Origin of the sequence: Robertkochia marina, assembly GCF_004799345.1 — a bacterium.
GTDB lineage: Bacteria > Bacteroidota > Bacteroidia > Flavobacteriales > Flavobacteriaceae > Robertkochia > Robertkochia marina.
The window spans coordinates 1-18,467 of sequence record NZ_SSMC01000005.1; the positions used below are offsets into that span (position 1 = coordinate 1).

The following is an 18,467-nucleotide window of genomic DNA, read 5'->3' on the forward strand; positions in this document are numbered from 1 at the left end:
TACATATTATCGCAAATAATCTATATATTGCACCAAACAACAAACCCCTGTAAATAGGGGCTTAAGGTAGTTTTATAATATGTTTTTGGTTGGTTTAATAATATGAAGTTACTTTCCGATACAAAAATTCGCAAAGATATTCCCCAGCAGATCATCTGAAGATATCTCTCCCGTGATTTCCCCAAAGTGATACAGGGCCTGGCGGATGTCGATGGCCAACAGGTCTCCCGGCAGTTCGGCATCAAGACCTTCCCGAACCTTGTCGATCTCCTCAAGTGCCTTTAGCAGGGCATCGTAGTGACGGGTGTTGGTAATGATGGTCTCGTTGTTTCTCAGGGCGCCGGTATTGATAAACTCCAGGAGCTTGTCCTGCAGCTTGTCAACTCCTTCTCCTGAGCGGGCCGAAAGGTGGAGGGCTTCCGGGATCTGTGCTGATACCTTGGCCAATTCTTCCTCAGAAAGGACATCGATCTTGTTGGCGATGATCACCAGGTGCTTTTGAGGGTATTTATTTTTGATCTTTCCGATCTCCGTCATGATGGTGTTCAGGGTTCTGCCGTTAGGCCCGGTGTCGCCATGCAGACTTTTCTTGACGGTCTCACAATCAAAAAGGTAGATCACTACCTGGGCTTTGTCGATCTTTTCAAAGGTTCGCTGTATCCCGATGCTCTCTACCACGTCTTTGGTTTCCCGGATTCCTGCCGTGTCGATAAAGCGGAATCCGATACCGCCTATGACCATCTCATCTTCTATGGTATCACGGGTGGTTCCGGCAATATCACTTACAATGGCGCGCTCTTCCTGCAGGAGGGCGTTTAAAAGGGTCGATTTCCCCACGTTGGGTTCTCCGACAATGGCTACAGGGATTCCTGTTTTGATAACATTCCCCGTGGCAAAACTGTCGATGAGTTTTTTGAGGACGTTTCTGATACGTTCCAGCAGGTTTCTGAATTCGTCCCTGTTGGCGAATTCCACATCTTCCTCCGCAAAGTCCAGTTCCAGTTCGATCAGGGAGGCAAAATTCATGAGTTCTTCCCGCAACCTGGCCAGTTCATTACTGAATCCACCCCGCATTTGCTGCATAGCGATCTGGTGGGCGGCGGCATTGTCTGAAGCAATGAGGTCGGCCACAGCTTCTGCCTGGCTGAGGTCCATCTTTCCGTTGAGAAAAGCCCTGAGGGTAAATTCTCCGGCATCGGCCATGCGACATCCCGCGCGAAGAAACAACTGAATGATCTCCTGTTGTATATATGGAGAGCCATGGCAGGAGATCTCTACCACATCTTCTCCTGTATAGGAATTAGGATTCTTAAAAACAGATACCAATACTTCATCAATAATACGTTCGCCATCTACAATGTGCCCCAGGTGAATGGTATGGGTTTTTTGTGCCTGCAAGTCCTTCCCATGGATCGACCGGAAGTGCTTTGCAGCTATCTCCAGGGCTTGTTTCCCGGAAAGTCTCATCACAGCGATAGCTCCCGCTCCGGAAGGGGTGGCAAGGGCAATAATGGTATCCTCTATTCTCATGTGGAAATTTTGAACAAAAATACGAATCTAATCCATAGATAGGACGTGTAAGAATAATAATGTTAATGACTATAACTTAGTAAGTTAAACCTTGTTAAATACTTGTGGTTCTGCTTTATTTTGTTAACTTATAAAGTGAATCTAAAAATGACAAAGGAACATATGAATTACTTGAATTTAGACACTAACAAAACCGAAAAGACAGTATATGAGCTAAATGTACTTTTAGCCGATTATCATTTATACTATCAGAAACTTAGAAATTTTCACTGGAATATTTTAGGACGAAATTTTTTCGATCTGCATGCAAAATTTGAAGAACTTTATAATGATTCAAAATTGAAGATCGATGAGATCGCAGAACGTATTCTTACCTTAAGACATCGTCCTGTGAGTAATCTTTCAAGATATATTGAAATTTCAAATGTAGAGGAGTCCAAAACCGATCTGACCGATGTTGAGATGATCGAAACCCTACTGAATGACCATGCGACTATGTTAAAACAAATGAGAAATGTGGTGAAAGTAGCCGATGAAGGGGGAGATGAAGGTACGATCGACCTTATCGGAGCCTACATCCGTGAGCTGGAGAAAACCTCCTGGATGCTGGATGCATGGAGAATGAAAACTAACGAAGTCCTAAAGGCTTCAGTGTCATAATAAAATTAAATGAAAGAAAGGCTTTTAGAAGCTTGGGATAAAATGTTAGAACAGGTAGGTTCATGGCTGGAGAAATTAGTCGTGAACCTACCTAATTTTGTTCTTGCCGTAATTGTATTTCTGCTTACGTATCTGGCTTCACGGTATATCTATAAGTTGATGTTGAATGCCCTGGGCAGAACCTCTATTCAACATTCCATCACCCGAATTCTTTCCAGGCTAACCTCGATTTTAGTTATACTATTCGGGCTCTTCCTGGCCTTAAATATTCTTCATCTCAATAAAATGCTCACCTCCCTGCTGGCCGGGGCAGGAGTAGCAGGTCTCGCCGTTGGTTTGGCCTTGCAGGGCGTATTAACGAATACCTTTTCCGGAATCACCCTGTCGTTTGCCAAATACATGAAGCTGGGCGATTGGATAGAAACCAATGGATTTACAGGAGAGGTGGTCGACCTTAGTTTACGAACCACCACCATTAAACAGATCGATAATAATATGGTATCTATACCTAATCGATTAGTCATAGAACATCCGTTAAAGAATTATTCGGTCACTGCTCAATCCCGTGTGATCCTCACTTGCGGGGTGGCCTACGATTCAGATCTTGAAATGGTGAGGAAGGTGGTGAAAGATACGGTGGTAAATGAGTTCGAAGTGGTTAAGGACAGCCATGACCTTTTGTTTTTTTATACGGAATTCGGAGACAGTTCTATCAATTTTGAACTCAGGTTTTGGATCGACTCTACTTCCGGTTTGGAAATTTTAAAAGCCAGGGGAGAGGCCATCATAGCCATTAAGAAGGCTTTTGATGAACATGGTATCACCATTCCGTTCCCCATTCGTACCATTGATTTTTCAAATCCGTTACCTAAAGGAACACAGGAATGAACATATTTTGTACAGATACTGTAACAAATCGAGACTTATTTAGTCGAATAGGTACATAATCAATCAAAAATCAATAGCAATGACCAATCAAATGAGTTTGAAGCGCGTAGATAATCAATTAATGGCCATCACCCATTTAACCCAATTATTAGATTATATTACCGGGTTTGGAGGATTTATTATTCCCCTGGTACTTTGGATCTCTAATAAAGACCGTGTCTTGAATATGGATGAACAGGGCAGAGCCATCATGAATTTTCAATTAAGCCTGTTTATTTATTGTTTGATCAGTATCCCCCTGATCTTTCTTTTCGGCTTGGGTATTCTTACCCTGATCGCTATCGCCATTGTAGGCTTTGTATATCCGATCGTTAATGCCATAAAAGCTTCTAACGGAGAGGAAACGTATTATCCGTTGAGTATACGGTTTTTTTAGGGTAGGTAGACGGGTAGACGGGTAGACGGGTAGACAGGTAAGCTGGTAAACGGGTAGTCCGGTAGATATTTCGGGAGATTGCCACGGTTTGCTACACAAACCTTGCAAAGACGAATCGTTTACTTTATTTCGCATAACCCCATAACCGCATAACCGCATAACCGCATAACCGCATAACCGCATACCTGCCTGCCGGCAGGCAGGACCGCATAACAAAAAAGCGACCTCTAGGGTCGCTTTTTTTTATCGTAGAATGATCGTTTTTAATTATTCAGCATCACCGGCATTACAAGCATGGTAATGTGCTCTCCTTCATCCAAACCATCGGTAGGGGTCAGGATACCGGCTCTGTTCGGCAGGCTCATCTCCAGGGAGATCTCGTCTGATGAAAGGTTGTTGAGCATTTCCATCAGGAATCTTGAGTTAAAACCGATCTGCATATCATCACCCTGGTAATCGCAGGTGAGTCGCTCCTCAGCTTTGTTGCTGTAATCGAGATCTTCAGCAGAAATATTCAGCTCGGCCCCGGCGATCTTAAGTCTGATCTGATGGGTTGTTTTATTAGAGAAAATAGAAACCCTTTTTACAGAGTTCAGAAGTTGAACACGATCAATACTCAGGCGGTTCGGATTCTCTTTAGGAATTACCGCTTCGTAATTCGGATACTTTCCGTCGATCAGTCGGCAAATCAACTCGATATTTTCGAAAGTAAACTTGGCATTACTATCGTTGTATTCTATGACCACTTCATTCTCACTTCCGGCAAGGATATTTTTCAGGAGATTCAACGGCTTTTTAGGCATGATGAACTCGGCAACTTCGGTAGCTGTAACATCCTGACGCTGATACTTAACCAGTTTATGCGCATCGGTAGCCACGAAGGTCAGATTCTCAGGAGAGAACTGGAAAAACACCCCACTCATTACCGGGCGCAGGTCGTCATTTCCTGAAGCGAAAATGGTTTTGCTGATCGCGGTGGCAAGGATGTCTCCTAAAAGCGTGGTGGAACTGGGTTCAGCCAGCTCTATGGTATTGGGGAATTCTGCTCCGTCGGCATAGGCAAGTGCATATTTACCGTAATTAGAGCTGATCTCTACCGTATTATTGTCTTCAACCACAAAGGTTAGTGGCTGTTCCGGGAATGTCTTTAAGGTGTCTAATAATAATTTTGCGGGTACTGCAATACTTCCTTGCGACTCTGAGTCTACCTCGAGTACGGAACTCATGGTAGTTTCAAGGTCAGAAGCAGAAACGGTTAATTTGTTTCCGTCCAATTCGAAGAGGAAGTTATCGAGAATGGGCAGGGTGTTACTGCTATTGATCACTCCACCGAGTACCTGTAATTGCTTAAGCAAGTATGAGCTTGATACAATAAATTTCATCTAAAACGTTGTTTTCTAACACTTACAAAGATATCTTAATTGGTTCTTAAATTGAAAATAACTTATTAACATTTACCGTGCATACCGACGCTTTCTGTAGAAGGCAAAACCAAACCCGAACAGGGCCGATAAAAGTACTGGCATTCCAAGGTTTATGAACTGCCATTTAGATTTTTCAAGGTATGCTTTCTGGCTGTCAAGAAAGGCTATTTCCACTTTTTTACTGCGAATGTTTATAAGTCCGCTGTCGTCAAGAAGGTAATTTACGCAGTTAAGCAAAAATTCCTTGTTGCCATAAAAGTTGTTGGTCCATTTATCATACCCCAGCTCAAGGGGGCGGCCGTTTTGTATGTCATTTCGTATCAGGTCGCCGTCTGAGATCACAATCATAGCCGATTCGTCGCCTTGTTCCCTGTAATCGTTTACGGAGACCGGTAGGAGTCGGTTTTTAAATACTGAAGTAAAACTGCCCTCCAACAAGACTGCCAAAGGCATGCCCCCACTGTTAAAACTTTCTTTGTCCGGCTCGCGTGTAACCGTCTCAAGGCTTATTAGGGCCGGAGCCCCGACCGACTTTGATAAAGGGGAGGAGCGAAGCAAAACGGTCTTGTTGATAGCATTCCCCAGGGTATCAATGGGGTTGGCGAACTGCATTCTGAGCGCTTCGATATTGGTGTTTACAGGGTGATTTTCTTCTGAGAAGATCATCGGATGATATAGCCACGGCGCGGGATTATATTGTGTTTGAGAACCACTCCCGGTTGCCAGTACGATCTGGGTGAAATACAGGTCGCTCACAAGGGATGGGTTGATCCTGACGCCGTACTTAAAAAACAGATCGTCAAGATTCAGGTTTCTGGGTACCGCAACAGATTCGCCTTCGTTTTGATACAGGCTGTCCATCTCCATCTGTACCCTATCCACCAACCAAAGGCTTTTACCTCCATGTAAGGTATATTGATCCATCACCAGCTTCTCTTCAGCGCTAAAGGCTTCAGTGGGTTTAGCAATAATGGTAAGATCATATTCTTTTAATTGCTCCAGAGTACGTGCGGCATTTGCATTAGCAGAATCAAGAGTGAAAGGAGCTATTTGGTAATAGTCTTTTAAGGCGCTGAGAAAGTCTGCGATCTCAATATCCATTAATTCGCCATTTCCCTTTAATACAGCGATCTTCTTTTTATCTTTCATCCCCACCTTGGTAAAAGCGTCTGCGAAGGCATATTCGAGATGCTGCACCGAACTGCTTACCCTTTCTTCCAGAGAAGCTCCCAGGGTGTTTTTAAGCAGGGCAACTTTAACGGTTCTTTGCTGATAATTAACCAGGGCCCACGGATAAACCATTTCCTGAGAGACCTTGCTGCCTTCTTCAATGGTTACAGCTGCCGGTTGCATGCCCATGGCCTGCAATCGTTGAGCCGTATCTTCATTACCTTCTTCTTCGGGATCGATGAAATTTACCTTGATATGGCTGTTCTCACTTTGAAATTCCCGCAGTATCTGAGCCGTTTCCTTTCTGAGTTTCAGAAATTCAGAAGGCAGGTCACCTTCCAGAAAAATATCAATGTAAAGAGGACTATCAAAGCTTTCGGTGCTTCTTATAGCAGCGTCGCTTAAGGTGTATCGCTGATCTTTGGTAAGGTCGAAACGTATGCCGCTGAGGCCGGCGAAATAGTTCAGCAGAAACAGCACTGCTATAAGCAGAGGTAAGGTAAGATATTTTGAGGTGATGATGTTTTTCAAGGAGCTCATTTTTTAAGATATGTGGCGGTTAAAACAATGAAAAAAGCACTTAAACTTATAAAATAGCTAAGGTCACTAAAGCTAAGAACTCCACGACTTATACTGTCAAAATGTTCTTTGATACCAAAACTTCCCATCCAACCGAGGGAGGTGTCAAGAAGTGCAATACTTTCGGGAAGGTATAGGAATGCAAAACAAATAGCTGCCGCCACTATAAAAGCGATGATCTGGTTAGAGGTAACCGAGGAAGCGAAAATCCCCATGGCTAAAAAGGCTCCGGCCAGGAAGAGTAGGCCGAGATAAGAGCCCATGATGCTTCCAAGATCAATATTTCCGGGAGGGTTTCCGAGCATACTCAAGGAGTAGACATATAGCACGGTGGGTAGCAGGGTAATGAACACCAATACAAAACCGGCGGCATATTTGCCCAAAACAATGGCTAGCTTACTTACCGGTTTGGTTAGCAGGGTCTCCAGGGTGCCCAGTTGACGTTCGTCTGCAAAACTTCTCATCGTAAGGGCAGGGATCAGAAAGACAAAGATCCATGGTGCAAGCTCAAAAAAGGGCGAAAGACTGGCAAACCCACTATCAATAATATTATACGGGCCTTTAAATACCCATAGAAAAAGCCCTGTAATCACAGTGAAAAGGGCCATGACAAGGTAGGCGATAGGGGAGGTGAAAAATGTATTGATCTCGCGCTTAAAGATGGCTAGCATTGTTGTCAGATTTGAGGTTCTAAATATAAAAACTCTTAGGGTAAACTACAGACCTTTTTTAAACTCCACGCTTCTGCCTTTTTACTGAAGCCCGGTTTGGTTGCAGACCAGATCTTTTTAAAGGTCTCTGAATTTCTGTAGGCTTGAAGGGCATCGTCACTATCCCAATAACTGTAGGTGAAATAGATACAGGGGTTGCCTTCATCACAGTATAATTCCAGGTAAGAACATCCTTTAAAATTCCTGATCATGGTTTTATTCTTTTCGAAGTTATCCAGGAATTCCGGAATAAATTCCTCCTTAAACTCCATTTTTACGATTCTCACGATCATCCGATGAAGGTTATGGTTATAGAATCCCGGTAGCTTAACCCTAACAGGCTGGATGCGCCTCCTACGGTATCCAGGTTGCTTTTGTAAACAGCGATCTCCAGGAGGTTTGAAGAATTGAAAATGGCCAGGCGTTTTCCGTCAGCATTTCGCTTGCTTTTTTCCACATTGAAATTGATCGCATCACTGTACCGCTCATGAATGCTGGTAAAACTGTGATTGCGCGCCCATACTTCAAAATCTCTTCCTTTTCGGTAGGTCTCGAAGAATTTACGGGATATGTTAGAGATAACATTGCCGTAATTATCAATATATATAACGCTTCCGTTTATTTGGCTCTGGGCAGTATTTACCACCGGAGAAAGTCCTTTTAACACCTTAATGCTATCAATACGTTTGCCAATGACCTCTGGCTGCCCTCCACGGGCGAGGTGGGTTGCCACCTTAACAAAAACATCCAGGACAGGAAAAATACCCTGAACACGGTCGTGTATATTGATCTCGACCATTTTCTCCGGATTGATCTCCTGTGCCAGCAGAGACAGAATTCCGTTGTCGGCCCCTACAAAATGATGTCCGTCTATAGTTACGGCAATATGTTTATTATCGGGAGTAAGTTCAGAATCGACCCCAATAATATGTACACTTCCCTTGGGAAAGGTTTTATAGGCGTTTTTAAGAATGTAGGCAGCCTCGGTAATATTAAAAGGGCTTATATGATGAGAGATATCAACAATGATTGCCTCCGGCAGTTCGCTGTAAATATAACCCTTAATGGCGCCTACAAAATGGTCGCGTACCCCAAAATCAGTGGTGAGCGTGATGATGGCCATTTACAAAATGTTGATATATTTTTTAATTAAGAAAATCTTTTTTTGCTTATGTTTGTTTAGGACCCTCAGGGGTCTCACAATAGTAACAAACCTACTAAAAAGTAACAGAATTTCTAATGATGCTGACACATTTATTAGACTTCTGAAGTAATCCACCAAAAACCACAAGCCATTGAACGAACTCATCATAGAACTTTCGGAAATTAATCCCAAGGATTTTTTTGGAACACAGAACGCCAATATTCAATTGCTGAAAAAGTATTACCCAAAACTGAAGATCGTAGCCAGGGGTAATAAGATTAAAGCCTATGGCGATGAAGAGATGCTGGAAGAGTTTGACAAGCGTTTTGATATGCTGGTGACCCATTTCGGGAAATACAACCAGATAGATGAAGACGTTATCGAACGAATCCTGACACATGATACCCGACAGGGTCTGGCAGAAAACAGTCATCTGGATGCAGAAACCTTGGTACACGGAGTAAGCGGCAGGATTATTAAAGCTCAAACTGCCAACCAGCAAAAGCTCGTGGAACTCATGAAGCGCAACGATATGGTTTTTGCCATAGGGCCGGCAGGTACCGGGAAAACCTATACCGGGGTTGCTTTAGCGGTTAAAGCCTTAAAGGAAAAGCAGGTGCGACGTATCATATTGACCAGGCCGGCTGTAGAAGCAGGAGAGAATTTAGGGTTTTTACCGGGCGACCTGAAGGAAAAATTAGATCCTTACATGCAGCCATTGTACGATGCCCTTAGAGATATGATCCCGGCAGAAAAGCTCACCAATTATATCGAGAACGGCATTATACAAATAGCCCCTATGGCCTTTATGAGGGGTAGAACCCTTGATAATGCCTTTGTTATTCTTGACGAGGCCCAGAATACCACCCACGCCCAGATGAAAATGTTCCTGACCCGGATGGGGAAGAATGCCAAATTTATGATCACAGGAGACCCCGGACAGATCGATCTACCAAGAAGAGTGATCAGCGGACTTAAAGAAGCCATTCTCGTACTTAAGGATGTGGAAGGGGTAGGTATGCTCTATCTCGATGATAAAGATGTGATAAGGCACAGACTGGTTAAAAGTATTATCTCGGCCTATAAAAAGATCGAGCATTCCAATAGTTGATCATAAATTTTCGAAGATTACAAATATGTATTTCCCCAGTTGGCCTTTTCCATCAGGGGATTTTTATTTGGAGTTTGAATAATTGCATAGCGGAAAATTATCAGTGGTGACTTCACTTAGAGCTCACCAATACCTTTTGTTCTTCTTGATACTTGTATGATAGAGGGTTATAAAAGGCGGGATTGAAATAGTATTAAAATCAGAATAAGATTATCTTTGAACTTTAATTTATCAGCACCTATGAGCAACACCATTACGGCAACAAACTTTAATTTTCCGGGGCAAACCGGCGTATACAGAGGAAAGGTCAGAGAAGTTTATTCTTTAGATAATGATCTGTTGGTGATGGTCGCTACCGACCGTCTTTCTGCTTTTGATGTGATCATGCCCAAGGGGATTCCTTATAAGGGTCAGATCCTGAATCAGATCGCTACCAAAATGATGAAGGCTACCGAAGACCTCGTGCCTAATTGGTTGATCGCTACTCCCGATCCTAATGTAGCTGTCGGGAAAAAATGTGAACCCTTTAAGGTTGAAATGGTGATCAGGGGGTATATGTCAGGCCATGCCGCCAGAGAATATAAGGCCGGCAAGCGTGAGCTGTGTGGTGTGCCATTACCGGAGGAAATGAAGGAGAACGATAAGTTTCCGGAACCCATTATTACCCCGGCCACCAAAGCCGAGAAAGGAGATCATGATGAGGACATTTCACGGGAAAATATTCTGAAAAAAGGGATTGTCTCTGAAGAAGATTATGTGGTATTAGAAAAGTATACAAGAGCCTTGTTTCAAAGAGGTACAGAGATCGCTGCGGAAAGAGGATTGATCCTGGTGGATACAAAATATGAATTTGGAAAGACGGCCGATGGAGAGATCGTCCTGATCGATGAGATACACACGCCAGATTCTTCGCGTTATTTTTATGCAGACGGATACAAGGAGCGTCAGGAGAAAGGAGAACCTCAGAAACAATTATCAAAGGAGTTTGTGAGACAATGGTTGATCTCTAACGGGTTTCAGGGTCTTGAAGGGCAGCAGATACCGGAGATGACAGATGATTATGTAACCTCGGTTTCTGAGCGATATATTGAATTGTACGAGAATATCACCGGAGATACTTTTCAAAAAGCGAGTCTTGAAAATATTGAAGACCGTATTCGAGAGAATGTGGAAGGGTTTTTAACTAATTATAAGGATTCATAATATTTTACTTACGAATTTATTCAAAAATGCCTCGCAAATGCGGGGCATTTTTTTTGGATAACACCGGGGTTTCTTGTTTATTTGAAGGAGCCTCTAAGGCATGTTAAAAATTAGAATCAGAATTATTTCCTGTTAACCAGTTTGTTATGAGTAGCTACCATATTAAAAACCTTGAAGAGTATTATCAGATCTATAGAAAATCGGTCCGCGATCCGGAAAATTTTTGGTCAGAGATCGCTGAGGAACATTTTCTGTGGCGAAAGAAATGGGATAATGTTTTGAATTGGGATTTCAGCAAACCTGAAGTGAAATGGTTTGAGGGAGCAAAATTAAATATAACAGAAAATTGTATTGATCGTCATTTGTTGACCAAGGGTGATAAGGTGGCTATTTTGTGGGAGCCGAACGACCCCTCAGAGCAAGCGGTAAAAATCACCTATAAGGAATTACATGAGCGGGTGTCTCGCTTTGCAAATGTGTTGCGCTCGCAAGGTATCGGCAAGGGTGACAGAGTTTGCATTTACCTGCCTATGATCCCGGAACTGGCCATTTCTGTTTTGGCGTGTGCCCGAATCGGGGCTGTTCACTCGGTAGTTTTCGCCGGGTTTTCTTCCTCTGCCCTCGCTACCAGGATCAATGATGCCAGCTGTAAAATGGTGATCACTTCAGATGGTTCATTTCGAGGTAACAAGGTGATCGACCTCAAAGGTATTGTTGATGAGGGGCTGAAGAATTGCGACTGTGTCGAGAAAGTGCTGGTGGTAAAAAGAACAGAACATGATATCCACATGGAAAAGGGGAGGGATATCTGGTTGCAGGACCTTCTTGAGGCAGCATCTCCCGAATGCGCACCTGAGATCATGGATGCCGAAGACCCTCTTTTCATTTTGTATACTTCCGGTTCTACAGGTAGGCCTAAAGGAATGCTGCACACCTCCGGGGGGTATATGGTGTACAGTGCCTACACCTTTAAGAATATATTTCAGTACAAAGATGATGATGTATATTGGTGTACTGCCGATATCGGTTGGATTACAGGGCATAGTTATATAGTGTATGGTCCGTTGGCAAATGGTGCCACCACAGTAATGTTTGAAGGCGTACCGTCATTCCCTGATTTTGGAAGATTCTGGGAGATCGTTGAAAAGCATAAGGTTACTCAGTTTTACACGGCCCCAACAGCGATCAGGGCTCTTGCAAAAGAGAATCTTGATTATGTAACAAAATATGATCTTTCATCTTTGAAAATTTTGGGCACTGTAGGAGAACCTATTAATGAGGAAGCCTGGCACTGGTACAACGATAATGTGGGTAACAACAAATGTCCGATAGTAGATACCTGGTGGCAAACAGAAACGGGAGGTATTATGATCTCTCCCATACCCTACGCCACTCCAACTATCCCGACCTTTGCAACCCTGCCTTTACCGGGCATACAACCCGCCCTGATGGACGAGCATGGTAAAGAGATCAAGGGAAACCTTGTAAGTGGACGTTTATGTATCAAGTTCCCGTGGCCCAGTATGGCCAGAACCATTTGGGGCGACCATGACCGATACAGAGACACCTATTTCTCTGCCTTTAAAAACATGTATTTTACGGGTGACGGGGCGCTTAGAGACGCTGTGGGATATTACCGTATAACAGGGCGGGTAGATGATGTAGTGATAGTCTCCGGGCACAACCTTGGTACGGCTCCAATAGAAGACGCCATCAATGAACACCCTGCAGTGGCCGAATCGGCCATCGTTGGTTTTCCGCATGATGTAAAGGGGAATGCCCTTTATGGATTTGTGATCCTGAAGGAAGTAGGAGAGAGCAGAGACAGGAGTAACCTGAGTAAGGAGATCAACCAGCAAATTACAGAACATATCGGGCCTATTGCCAAACTTGATAAGATCCAGTTTGTTTCAGGGCTTCCAAAAACCAGAAGCGGAAAGATCATGAGAAGAATTCTCAGGAAGATCGCTTCCGGAAGTGACTCTGATTTTGGTGACATTTCAACATTGCTCAACCCGGAAGTGGTAGAAGAAATAAAACAAGGAGCTCAATAAAGTTCAATCTAAAAGCCTGTTACTGCAGACGTAACAGGCTTTTAGTTTTTAAGGACCTGTTCTTATCCCATTTTCTCCATAATTTTAAAAAGATGAGTGCTGTTATGTAGGCGTCGCCGGGCGCTGTATGTCGGTCCTTAAGGGCGATGTTTAATTTTTCGGCCACTTCATCAAGACTGTAACTGCGGTCGCGGTCAATAAAATTGGAGGTGATCAATCCTCTTTTATAAAATTTCATCGTGTCAAATACCTTGTTCTTAAGGGTCGGCAGATTGTTTCGAATAAGAGCAGCATTGATCATACTAATGTCGAAAGATGCATGATGGGCAATGATCGGGGCATTTCCAATATACTTTAACAGTTGTTCAATAAATTCTTTCTCTGTTATGGTTTTGTAATTAGGCTGATTAATGATGCCGTGAATAGGAACTGTTTTAGGGTTGAAATGCGTTTGACTCAGGTGAAGTTCCAGGGTGTTCCCGGTATCAATGCGACCATTGAATATTTTGAGGGCTCCAATAGATAGTATACGGTCTTCTTTTAGGTCAAAGCCTGTGGTTTCAGTATCAAGAGCGATAAAGGTGGTCTCGCTCACCAGTTTTGGAAGGTCTTCTGAGATCGATTGGATATAAGCTTCCCAAAATTCAGGGTATTTATTTTCTTGCTTTCGTTGAAACCAGGTTTTCATAAAAAATTCACCAATTTATACCTTAGTTTAATGATGTCCTGAATGTCAGAAATGGTATTAAAACATCGCTTTAACTTTATTTTCTCTTCTTTGCTCAGGCTTTTAAGGTCAATATACCGGCCATTGTCGTTATTCATTAACCCCTGCCTGGTTCTGAATTTCAACAGTACTTTTGTGGCGTAAGAGGCGCTGAGAAAAAGATCACGATTGTTAGGTTCCAGTTCAGCTAATTTATCATAACGCTCAAAGGTGTTATTAATGTTCTTTACCTCATGATTCAGTATGAGTAAACGAGCTGCATCGGTAATGGGGATAAGTGCTCTTTTCTTTAAGTCGAATTGATCTTTGTGTTCCCCGTTGCTTTCCAGTAAAAATTGCCTGAAAAATCCTAATGGAGAGGGATTTTGAATGGCACTTTTGGCCAGGTTGGAAATAAATAAGGGGTAATTTTTAATGGTTTTGAATATATGTTCCCCCAAAGAATTTACAAGACTCAGGGTGCCGTAACTTATGTCGTAATCAAAAAATACCTGACATAGTAAAATGTTATCTTCATTAGGCTGTTGCACCCAGGAGGTAAACTGCTCTTTCCACTGGGTTTCGCTCATGCACCATTTGGGGTTGCCGGCCATCATATCTGCCGGACAATAATCAAACCCCAGTTTTAAGAGTCTTTTGTTAACCGCCTTTGCCAACGTCACAAAATACTCATGGGTGTCTTTATAGGTCTCCAGGGGTTGGTCTTCGAATACGATGGCATTATCCTGGTCTGTATGTAAAAGTTGTTCTTTTCTGCCCTGACTTCCTAAAGACATCCAGGCAAACTCACAGGGCGGGGCAGCAGGCATTTTGGCAAGACTAAGTTCAATACACTTTTTAATGGTGGCATCATTTAGCTCAAAAAGGATTCTCGAAACATGGGTCATAGGCAGGTTACTCTCCATATATTGTTCTAACAGATGCATCACCTTCCTCCTGATCTTTTTGAGTTGTTTGGTTTTGGTGGCCCGGGTAATGGCTTTAATGAGGAAATACGGATTGTTTCCCTGGCTTACGATCAGGTCATGCTCAGATACCATACCGATGGCCCTGGTGTTTGGAGTGCCATCTTGGGTAATGCATAAATGACTGATCCCGTGCTTCATCATGGCCAGATGAGCCTGGGCAACTGTTATAGCAGGAGGGTAGCAAATTACAGGGCTGTTCATGATATCTTTTACAGCAGTATGGATATCCCAACTGCCTGAAGCGATCTTGACTCTGATATCTTTGTCGGTTACGATGCCAATGGGTAATTCATCCTCTACAATGACAACAGAACCCACTTTCTCGGTATTCATTAATTCTGCCAGCGACTTAACGGTGGTTGATTTTTCACATGAGATAAGTCTTTTACTGTAATTAACTGTTTTAAGTTCGTGGAGGTCGGGAGGCAGGGAAGAAGAAGGGTGGTCTGCAGGGTCGGCTGACTTACCCGAAGTGGTTACAAAATGCGAATGGGTGTTTGAAGCCAGGCTTTGTAACAGGTATTCTCTGATCTTAGTATTGCTCCCGATCATGGGTGAAAAGACCTCTATAGGAATCAGGTACAGAATGCATTCTTCCAACGTTCTGGCGCTAATTTGATAACGGTCGCCGGCAAATAAAGGTCGTAGCCCGAAAAGGTCACCCTCATCACAACGGTCAAGGGTGATCGATGCTGAGTCATTTGTTTGAAATATTTCAACAGCCCCCTGCTGTAAAAAGAAGAAGTAATCAAGGCACGGGTCACCTTCGCTGAACAAGATTTCTCCTTTAATATTGTATTGTACCGTAATTTCCCGAGAAATTCGATCTAATTCAGCAGGACTTAATAGTTGAAAAGGTGGATACGACTTTAAAAAATCTGCGATCCTGACAGCAATAGTGTTTTTCATTTTATGAATTTAAACAAAATACCCCCAAAACTTTCCATTACATTTTGAGGGTATCTTAAGGTCATAAGAAGTACGATGCTTAAAATTTTCCACGAAGATAAGTGATCACTGTACGCAGATACCCGGTTTCAAAAGGCACGAGGTCAGGGAATGACTCCGGATCTTCAAGGTATTTTGTGAGTATATCAATAGGAAACCAACCTGCTTCTGCAACTTCTTCCTTTTGAAGTATAAGATGAGTAACGGCAACATCTTTTTTCAATGAATATACATGATGATGTTCCCGGTCTGTAAATGATTCAGAATGCTTAATGTCTGAACGCATCACCTTGATGAATTCTGTTTCCTCAATATGAATGGTTAAACCTAATTCCTCCCGGGTTTCCCGAACTACGGTTTCTTCGGGAGAATCACCTGCGGAGATATGCCCTGCAACAGCGACATCCCACTTACCCGGAAATGACTCTTTTGTCAGTGCCCGTTTTTGAAGCAGGATTTCCTTTTTGGAGTTGTAGATCCATAAATGAATGGTAGGGTGGTAATATCCCTGTGCGTGGGCTTCAGATTTCTGGATCTTCCGCCCGGTAGGAGTACCTTCCTTGGTCCATATGTCAACCCATTCACCCATCAATTAGCTAAAGTAGCTGAAGTTGTGGTTCTCTTCGATCTTCATCAGAGATTCGTAAATAAGCCTGATGACATTTTCTACATCTTCCCGGTGCACGGTCTCTACCGTGGTATGCATATATCGCAGCGGCAGGGAGATCAAGGCAGAAGGCACTCCGCCGTTACTGTAGGCAAAAGCATCGGTATCTGTACCCGTATATCGGGAAGAAGCCATACGCTGAAACGGAATTTCTTTTTCCTCTGCAGCCTTAATGATCAATTCTCTTAATTTATTTTGTACTGCCGGTGCGTATGATACTACAGGACCTTTACCTATTTCGGCAAACCCCTGCTTTTTCTTTTCGATCATAGGAGTGGTTGTGTCGTGGGTTACATCGGTCACAATAGCTACGTTCGGTTTGATGGTTTGGGTGATCATTTCGGCTCCTCTTAAACCTATTTCCTCTTGTACGGAGTTGGTCACGTATAGCCCAAAAGGAAGTTCCTTCTTATTTTCTTTAAGTAATCTGGCTACCTCGGCGATCATAAATCCGCCGATACGGTTATCCAGCGCCCGACAAACGAATTTATTATTGTTAAGAACAAAGAACTCATCGGGATAGGTGATCACACAGCCCACGTGAACGCCCATTTTTTCAACTTCTTCCTTGTCTTTGGCTCCAATATCAATAAAGATGTTATCCAGTTTAGGGGCCTGTTCCTTGTCGTTGTCTCTGGTATGTATGGCGGGCCACCCGAATACTCCTTTAACAATACCATTGGCGGTGTGGATGTTTACCACCTTGGAAGGTGCTATTTGATGATCACTTCCCCCATTGCGAATAACATAGATCAATCCGTTGTCTGTTATGTAGTTCACGTACCAGGATATTTCATCAGAATGCCCTTCAATAACCACCTTGTACTTGGCTTCAGGGTTGATAACTCCCACTGCAGTACCATAGGTGTCGGTTATAAAAGTGTCTACATAAGGCTTTAGGTAGTCCATCCATATTTTCTGTCCTTCCCATTCATACCCGGTAGGAGAGGCGTTGTTTAGATAACGTTCCAGAAATTTTAAAGATGCGTCATTCAGAATGCTTTTATCTGCCATATAATTTTTTTAATAGGTGAAGCACGAATTTAAGAAATTCACATAGATTTAATAAGGTCGCCAAAACATATTTCCTATTTTTGATTGCGCTCAAACCTGCACCAATTGATAAAGAAATTATGGTTTATATGGTCCCTTTTTGTTTCCGTTCTCTACAGCCAGGAACAGAGGCCTGATACGTTGCGCCCGGTTACAGAGAAAGACTCTTTGAAATCCGGATTTTTTTTCTTCGAAAACGATTCTATTCCGAGGTCGTCCATAGAGTTGGAACCGGTGATCATTTTTCAGCCGCTCAAGTTTGAGAGTTATAATGATAAAAGGAGATACTATATATTAAGGAGAAAGACTATAAAGGTCTACCCATATGCAAAACTTGCGGCTGAGCGTCTCACAGAACTAAATGTACGCCTGGATGCTATAGAGAGTAATGCAGATCGCAGAAGGTATACCCGGATAATACAAAGGTATATAGAAGAGGAGTTTTCTGCTGAATTAAAAAAGCTGACCCGTACAGAGGGCCAGATCCTGGTAAAACTTATTTACCGCCAAACCGGCTCTACGGCCTTTGATCTTGTGAAGAATCTGCGAAGCGGTTGGAGGGCTTTTTGGTACAATACTACAGCAAGCATGTTTGATATCTCTTTGAAAGAGACCTATGAGCCCGATGCAGTGCATGAAGACTACCTCATTGAAGACATTTTACAGCGCGCCTTTGCGGGAGATCAATTGGAGGCTCAGCCCTCAGCGCTTAATTTTGATTACAGCGCTCTTACTAACAAGTGGACTGTCAATGAGTTAAGGCAAAATTAATTTGGTTTGCATTATTTTTTTTCCCTATCTTTGAAGTCAGTTTAAAAACCACCTACTACTTGATTACCGGTAAGCTTCGTGCTTACATTTCTTTTACAATACTGTAAAGCAAATAGAGTTCTTTAAAGGTTTATAAATTTTAATTCTTGCAACTGTTTGGTTTTGAGAAGTAAAATGTTTTGGCTCCGGGATTTTTGAAATAATGTCCCGAAAATATTTGGCTGTTATCTTTAAAGCGTCTTATATTTGCACCCGCTTTGAACAACAAGGCACCTCTTTGGAGGGGCGGTTCGGAGTTAAAAAGTTCTTTTACACGGCATTGAAAACGGGAGTTGCAGCTTCGGAAAATTATTTTTCAAAAAGGCTTGCGGGAACGGAAAAAGGTTGTAGTTTTGCAGCCGCTCTGAGAGAGACATCAAACGGG

Annotated in this window: 17 protein-coding genes and 1 pseudogene; 8 read left to right on the forward strand and 10 right to left on the reverse strand. The window is 42.9% G+C overall.

Annotation, left to right across the window (positions count from 1 at the left end; genetic code table 11):
- Positions 1 to 108: 108 nt before the first annotated feature.
- Positions 109 to 1,530 (reverse strand): tRNA uridine-5-carboxymethylaminomethyl(34) synthesis GTPase MnmE, encoded by a 1,422-nt coding sequence (gene mnmE, locus E7Z59_RS15055; protein WP_136337191.1) that lies wholly within the window; start codon positions 1,528 to 1,530, stop codon positions 109 to 111.
- A gap of 162 nt (positions 1,531 to 1,692) precedes the next feature.
- On the opposite strand from mnmE, the gene E7Z59_RS15060 reads away from it, so the two are divergent.
- The 3 genes from E7Z59_RS15060 to E7Z59_RS15070 all read left to right on the forward strand — a co-directional run bounded on the left by E7Z59_RS15060 (position 1,693) and on the right by E7Z59_RS15070 (position 3,514).
- Positions 1,693 to 2,190, forward strand: coding sequence for a Dps family protein (locus tag E7Z59_RS15060; protein ID WP_136337192.1), 498 nt, complete (start codon positions 1,693 to 1,695; stop codon positions 2,188 to 2,190).
- 9 nt (positions 2,191 to 2,199) lie between these two features.
- Positions 2,200 to 3,078: a mechanosensitive ion channel family protein gene (locus E7Z59_RS15065; protein WP_136337193.1), complete on the forward strand. Its 879-nt coding sequence runs from the start codon at positions 2,200 to 2,202 to the stop codon at positions 3,076 to 3,078.
- A gap of 79 nt (positions 3,079 to 3,157) precedes the next feature.
- Positions 3,158 to 3,514, forward strand: coding sequence for a DUF4870 domain-containing protein (locus E7Z59_RS15070; RefSeq protein ID WP_136337194.1), 357 nt, complete (start codon positions 3,158 to 3,160; stop codon positions 3,512 to 3,514).
- 263 nt (positions 3,515 to 3,777) lie between these two features.
- Here E7Z59_RS15070 and dnaN read toward each other — a convergent pair whose 3' ends face one another.
- From dnaN to E7Z59_RS15095, 5 genes are all read right to left on the reverse strand, one after another.
- Positions 3,778 to 4,896: a DNA polymerase III subunit beta gene (dnaN, locus tag E7Z59_RS15075; protein WP_136337195.1), complete on the reverse strand. Its 1,119-nt coding sequence runs from the start codon at positions 4,894 to 4,896 to the stop codon at positions 3,778 to 3,780.
- Positions 4,897 to 4,968: 72 nt separating this feature from the next.
- Positions 4,969 to 6,639: a gliding motility-associated ABC transporter substrate-binding protein GldG gene (gene gldG, locus E7Z59_RS15080; RefSeq protein WP_242015698.1), complete on the reverse strand. Its 1,671-nt coding sequence runs from the start codon at positions 6,637 to 6,639 to the stop codon at positions 4,969 to 4,971.
- Positions 6,640 to 6,644: 5 nt separating this feature from the next.
- Positions 6,645 to 7,358 (reverse strand): gliding motility-associated ABC transporter permease subunit GldF, encoded by a 714-nt coding sequence (gldF, locus tag E7Z59_RS15085; RefSeq protein WP_136337197.1) that lies wholly within the window; start codon positions 7,356 to 7,358, stop codon positions 6,645 to 6,647.
- Between the two features lie 35 nt (positions 7,359 to 7,393).
- The gene (locus E7Z59_RS15090; RefSeq protein WP_136337198.1) at positions 7,394 to 7,690 is read right to left on the reverse strand and encodes a putative quinol monooxygenase; all 297 of its coding nucleotides are present in this window, start codon (positions 7,688 to 7,690) and stop codon (positions 7,394 to 7,396) included.
- Positions 7,687 to 8,520, reverse strand: a complete 834-nt coding sequence (locus E7Z59_RS15095) for an SAM hydrolase/SAM-dependent halogenase family protein (protein ID WP_136337199.1) — start codon at positions 8,518 to 8,520, stop codon at positions 7,687 to 7,689. Before E7Z59_RS15095 ends, E7Z59_RS15090 begins: the two co-directional genes overlap by 4 nt.
- Positions 8,521 to 8,692: 172 nt before the next feature.
- Here E7Z59_RS15095 and E7Z59_RS15100 point away from each other — a divergent pair, with 172 nt between their 5' ends.
- From E7Z59_RS15100 to acs, 3 genes and pseudogenes are all read left to right on the forward strand, one after another.
- The gene (locus E7Z59_RS15100; protein WP_136337200.1) at positions 8,693 to 9,652 is read left to right on the forward strand and encodes a PhoH family protein; all 960 of its coding nucleotides are present in this window, start codon (positions 8,693 to 8,695) and stop codon (positions 9,650 to 9,652) included.
- A 240-nt stretch (positions 9,653 to 9,892) separates the two neighbouring features.
- A complete protein-coding gene (locus E7Z59_RS15105; protein WP_136337201.1) occupies positions 9,893 to 10,855 on the forward strand; it encodes a phosphoribosylaminoimidazolesuccinocarboxamide synthase in 963 nt (320 codons plus the stop codon).
- 128 nt (positions 10,856 to 10,983) lie between these two features.
- Positions 10,984 to 12,909 (forward strand): annotated as a pseudogene (gene acs, locus E7Z59_RS15110) (acetate--CoA ligase); the annotation flags it as partial.
- 19 nt (positions 12,910 to 12,928) lie between these two features.
- On the opposite strand, the gene E7Z59_RS15115 reads toward acs, so the two are convergent.
- The 4 genes from E7Z59_RS15115 to E7Z59_RS15130 form a co-directional block, all read right to left on the reverse strand.
- The gene (locus E7Z59_RS15115; RefSeq protein ID WP_136337203.1) at positions 12,929 to 13,597 is read right to left on the reverse strand and encodes a 3'-5' exonuclease; all 669 of its coding nucleotides are present in this window, start codon (positions 13,595 to 13,597) and stop codon (positions 12,929 to 12,931) included.
- Positions 13,594 to 15,513 (reverse strand): DUF294 nucleotidyltransferase-like domain-containing protein, encoded by a 1,920-nt coding sequence (locus E7Z59_RS15120; protein ID WP_136337204.1) that lies wholly within the window; start codon positions 15,511 to 15,513, stop codon positions 13,594 to 13,596. The genes E7Z59_RS15115 and E7Z59_RS15120 overlap by 4 nt, the downstream gene beginning before the upstream one ends.
- A gap of 79 nt (positions 15,514 to 15,592) precedes the next feature.
- A complete protein-coding gene (locus tag E7Z59_RS15125; protein ID WP_136337205.1) occupies positions 15,593 to 16,141 on the reverse strand; it encodes an NUDIX hydrolase in 549 nt (182 codons plus the stop codon).
- Between the two features lie 3 nt (positions 16,142 to 16,144).
- A complete protein-coding gene (locus E7Z59_RS15130) occupies positions 16,145 to 17,233 on the reverse strand; it encodes a M42 family metallopeptidase (RefSeq protein ID WP_136337206.1) in 1,089 nt (362 codons plus the stop codon).
- Positions 17,234 to 17,341: 108 nt separating this feature from the next.
- Here E7Z59_RS15130 and E7Z59_RS15135 point away from each other — a divergent pair, with 108 nt between their 5' ends.
- Complete coding sequence (locus tag E7Z59_RS15135; protein ID WP_394346658.1) at positions 17,342 to 18,043, forward strand: DUF4294 domain-containing protein; 702 nt, start codon at positions 17,342 to 17,344, stop codon at positions 18,041 to 18,043.
- 217 nt (positions 18,044 to 18,260) lie between these two features.
- The coding region (locus tag E7Z59_RS15375) for a hypothetical protein (protein ID WP_211089742.1) at positions 18,261 to 18,467 on the forward strand (207 nt) is incomplete at its 3' end.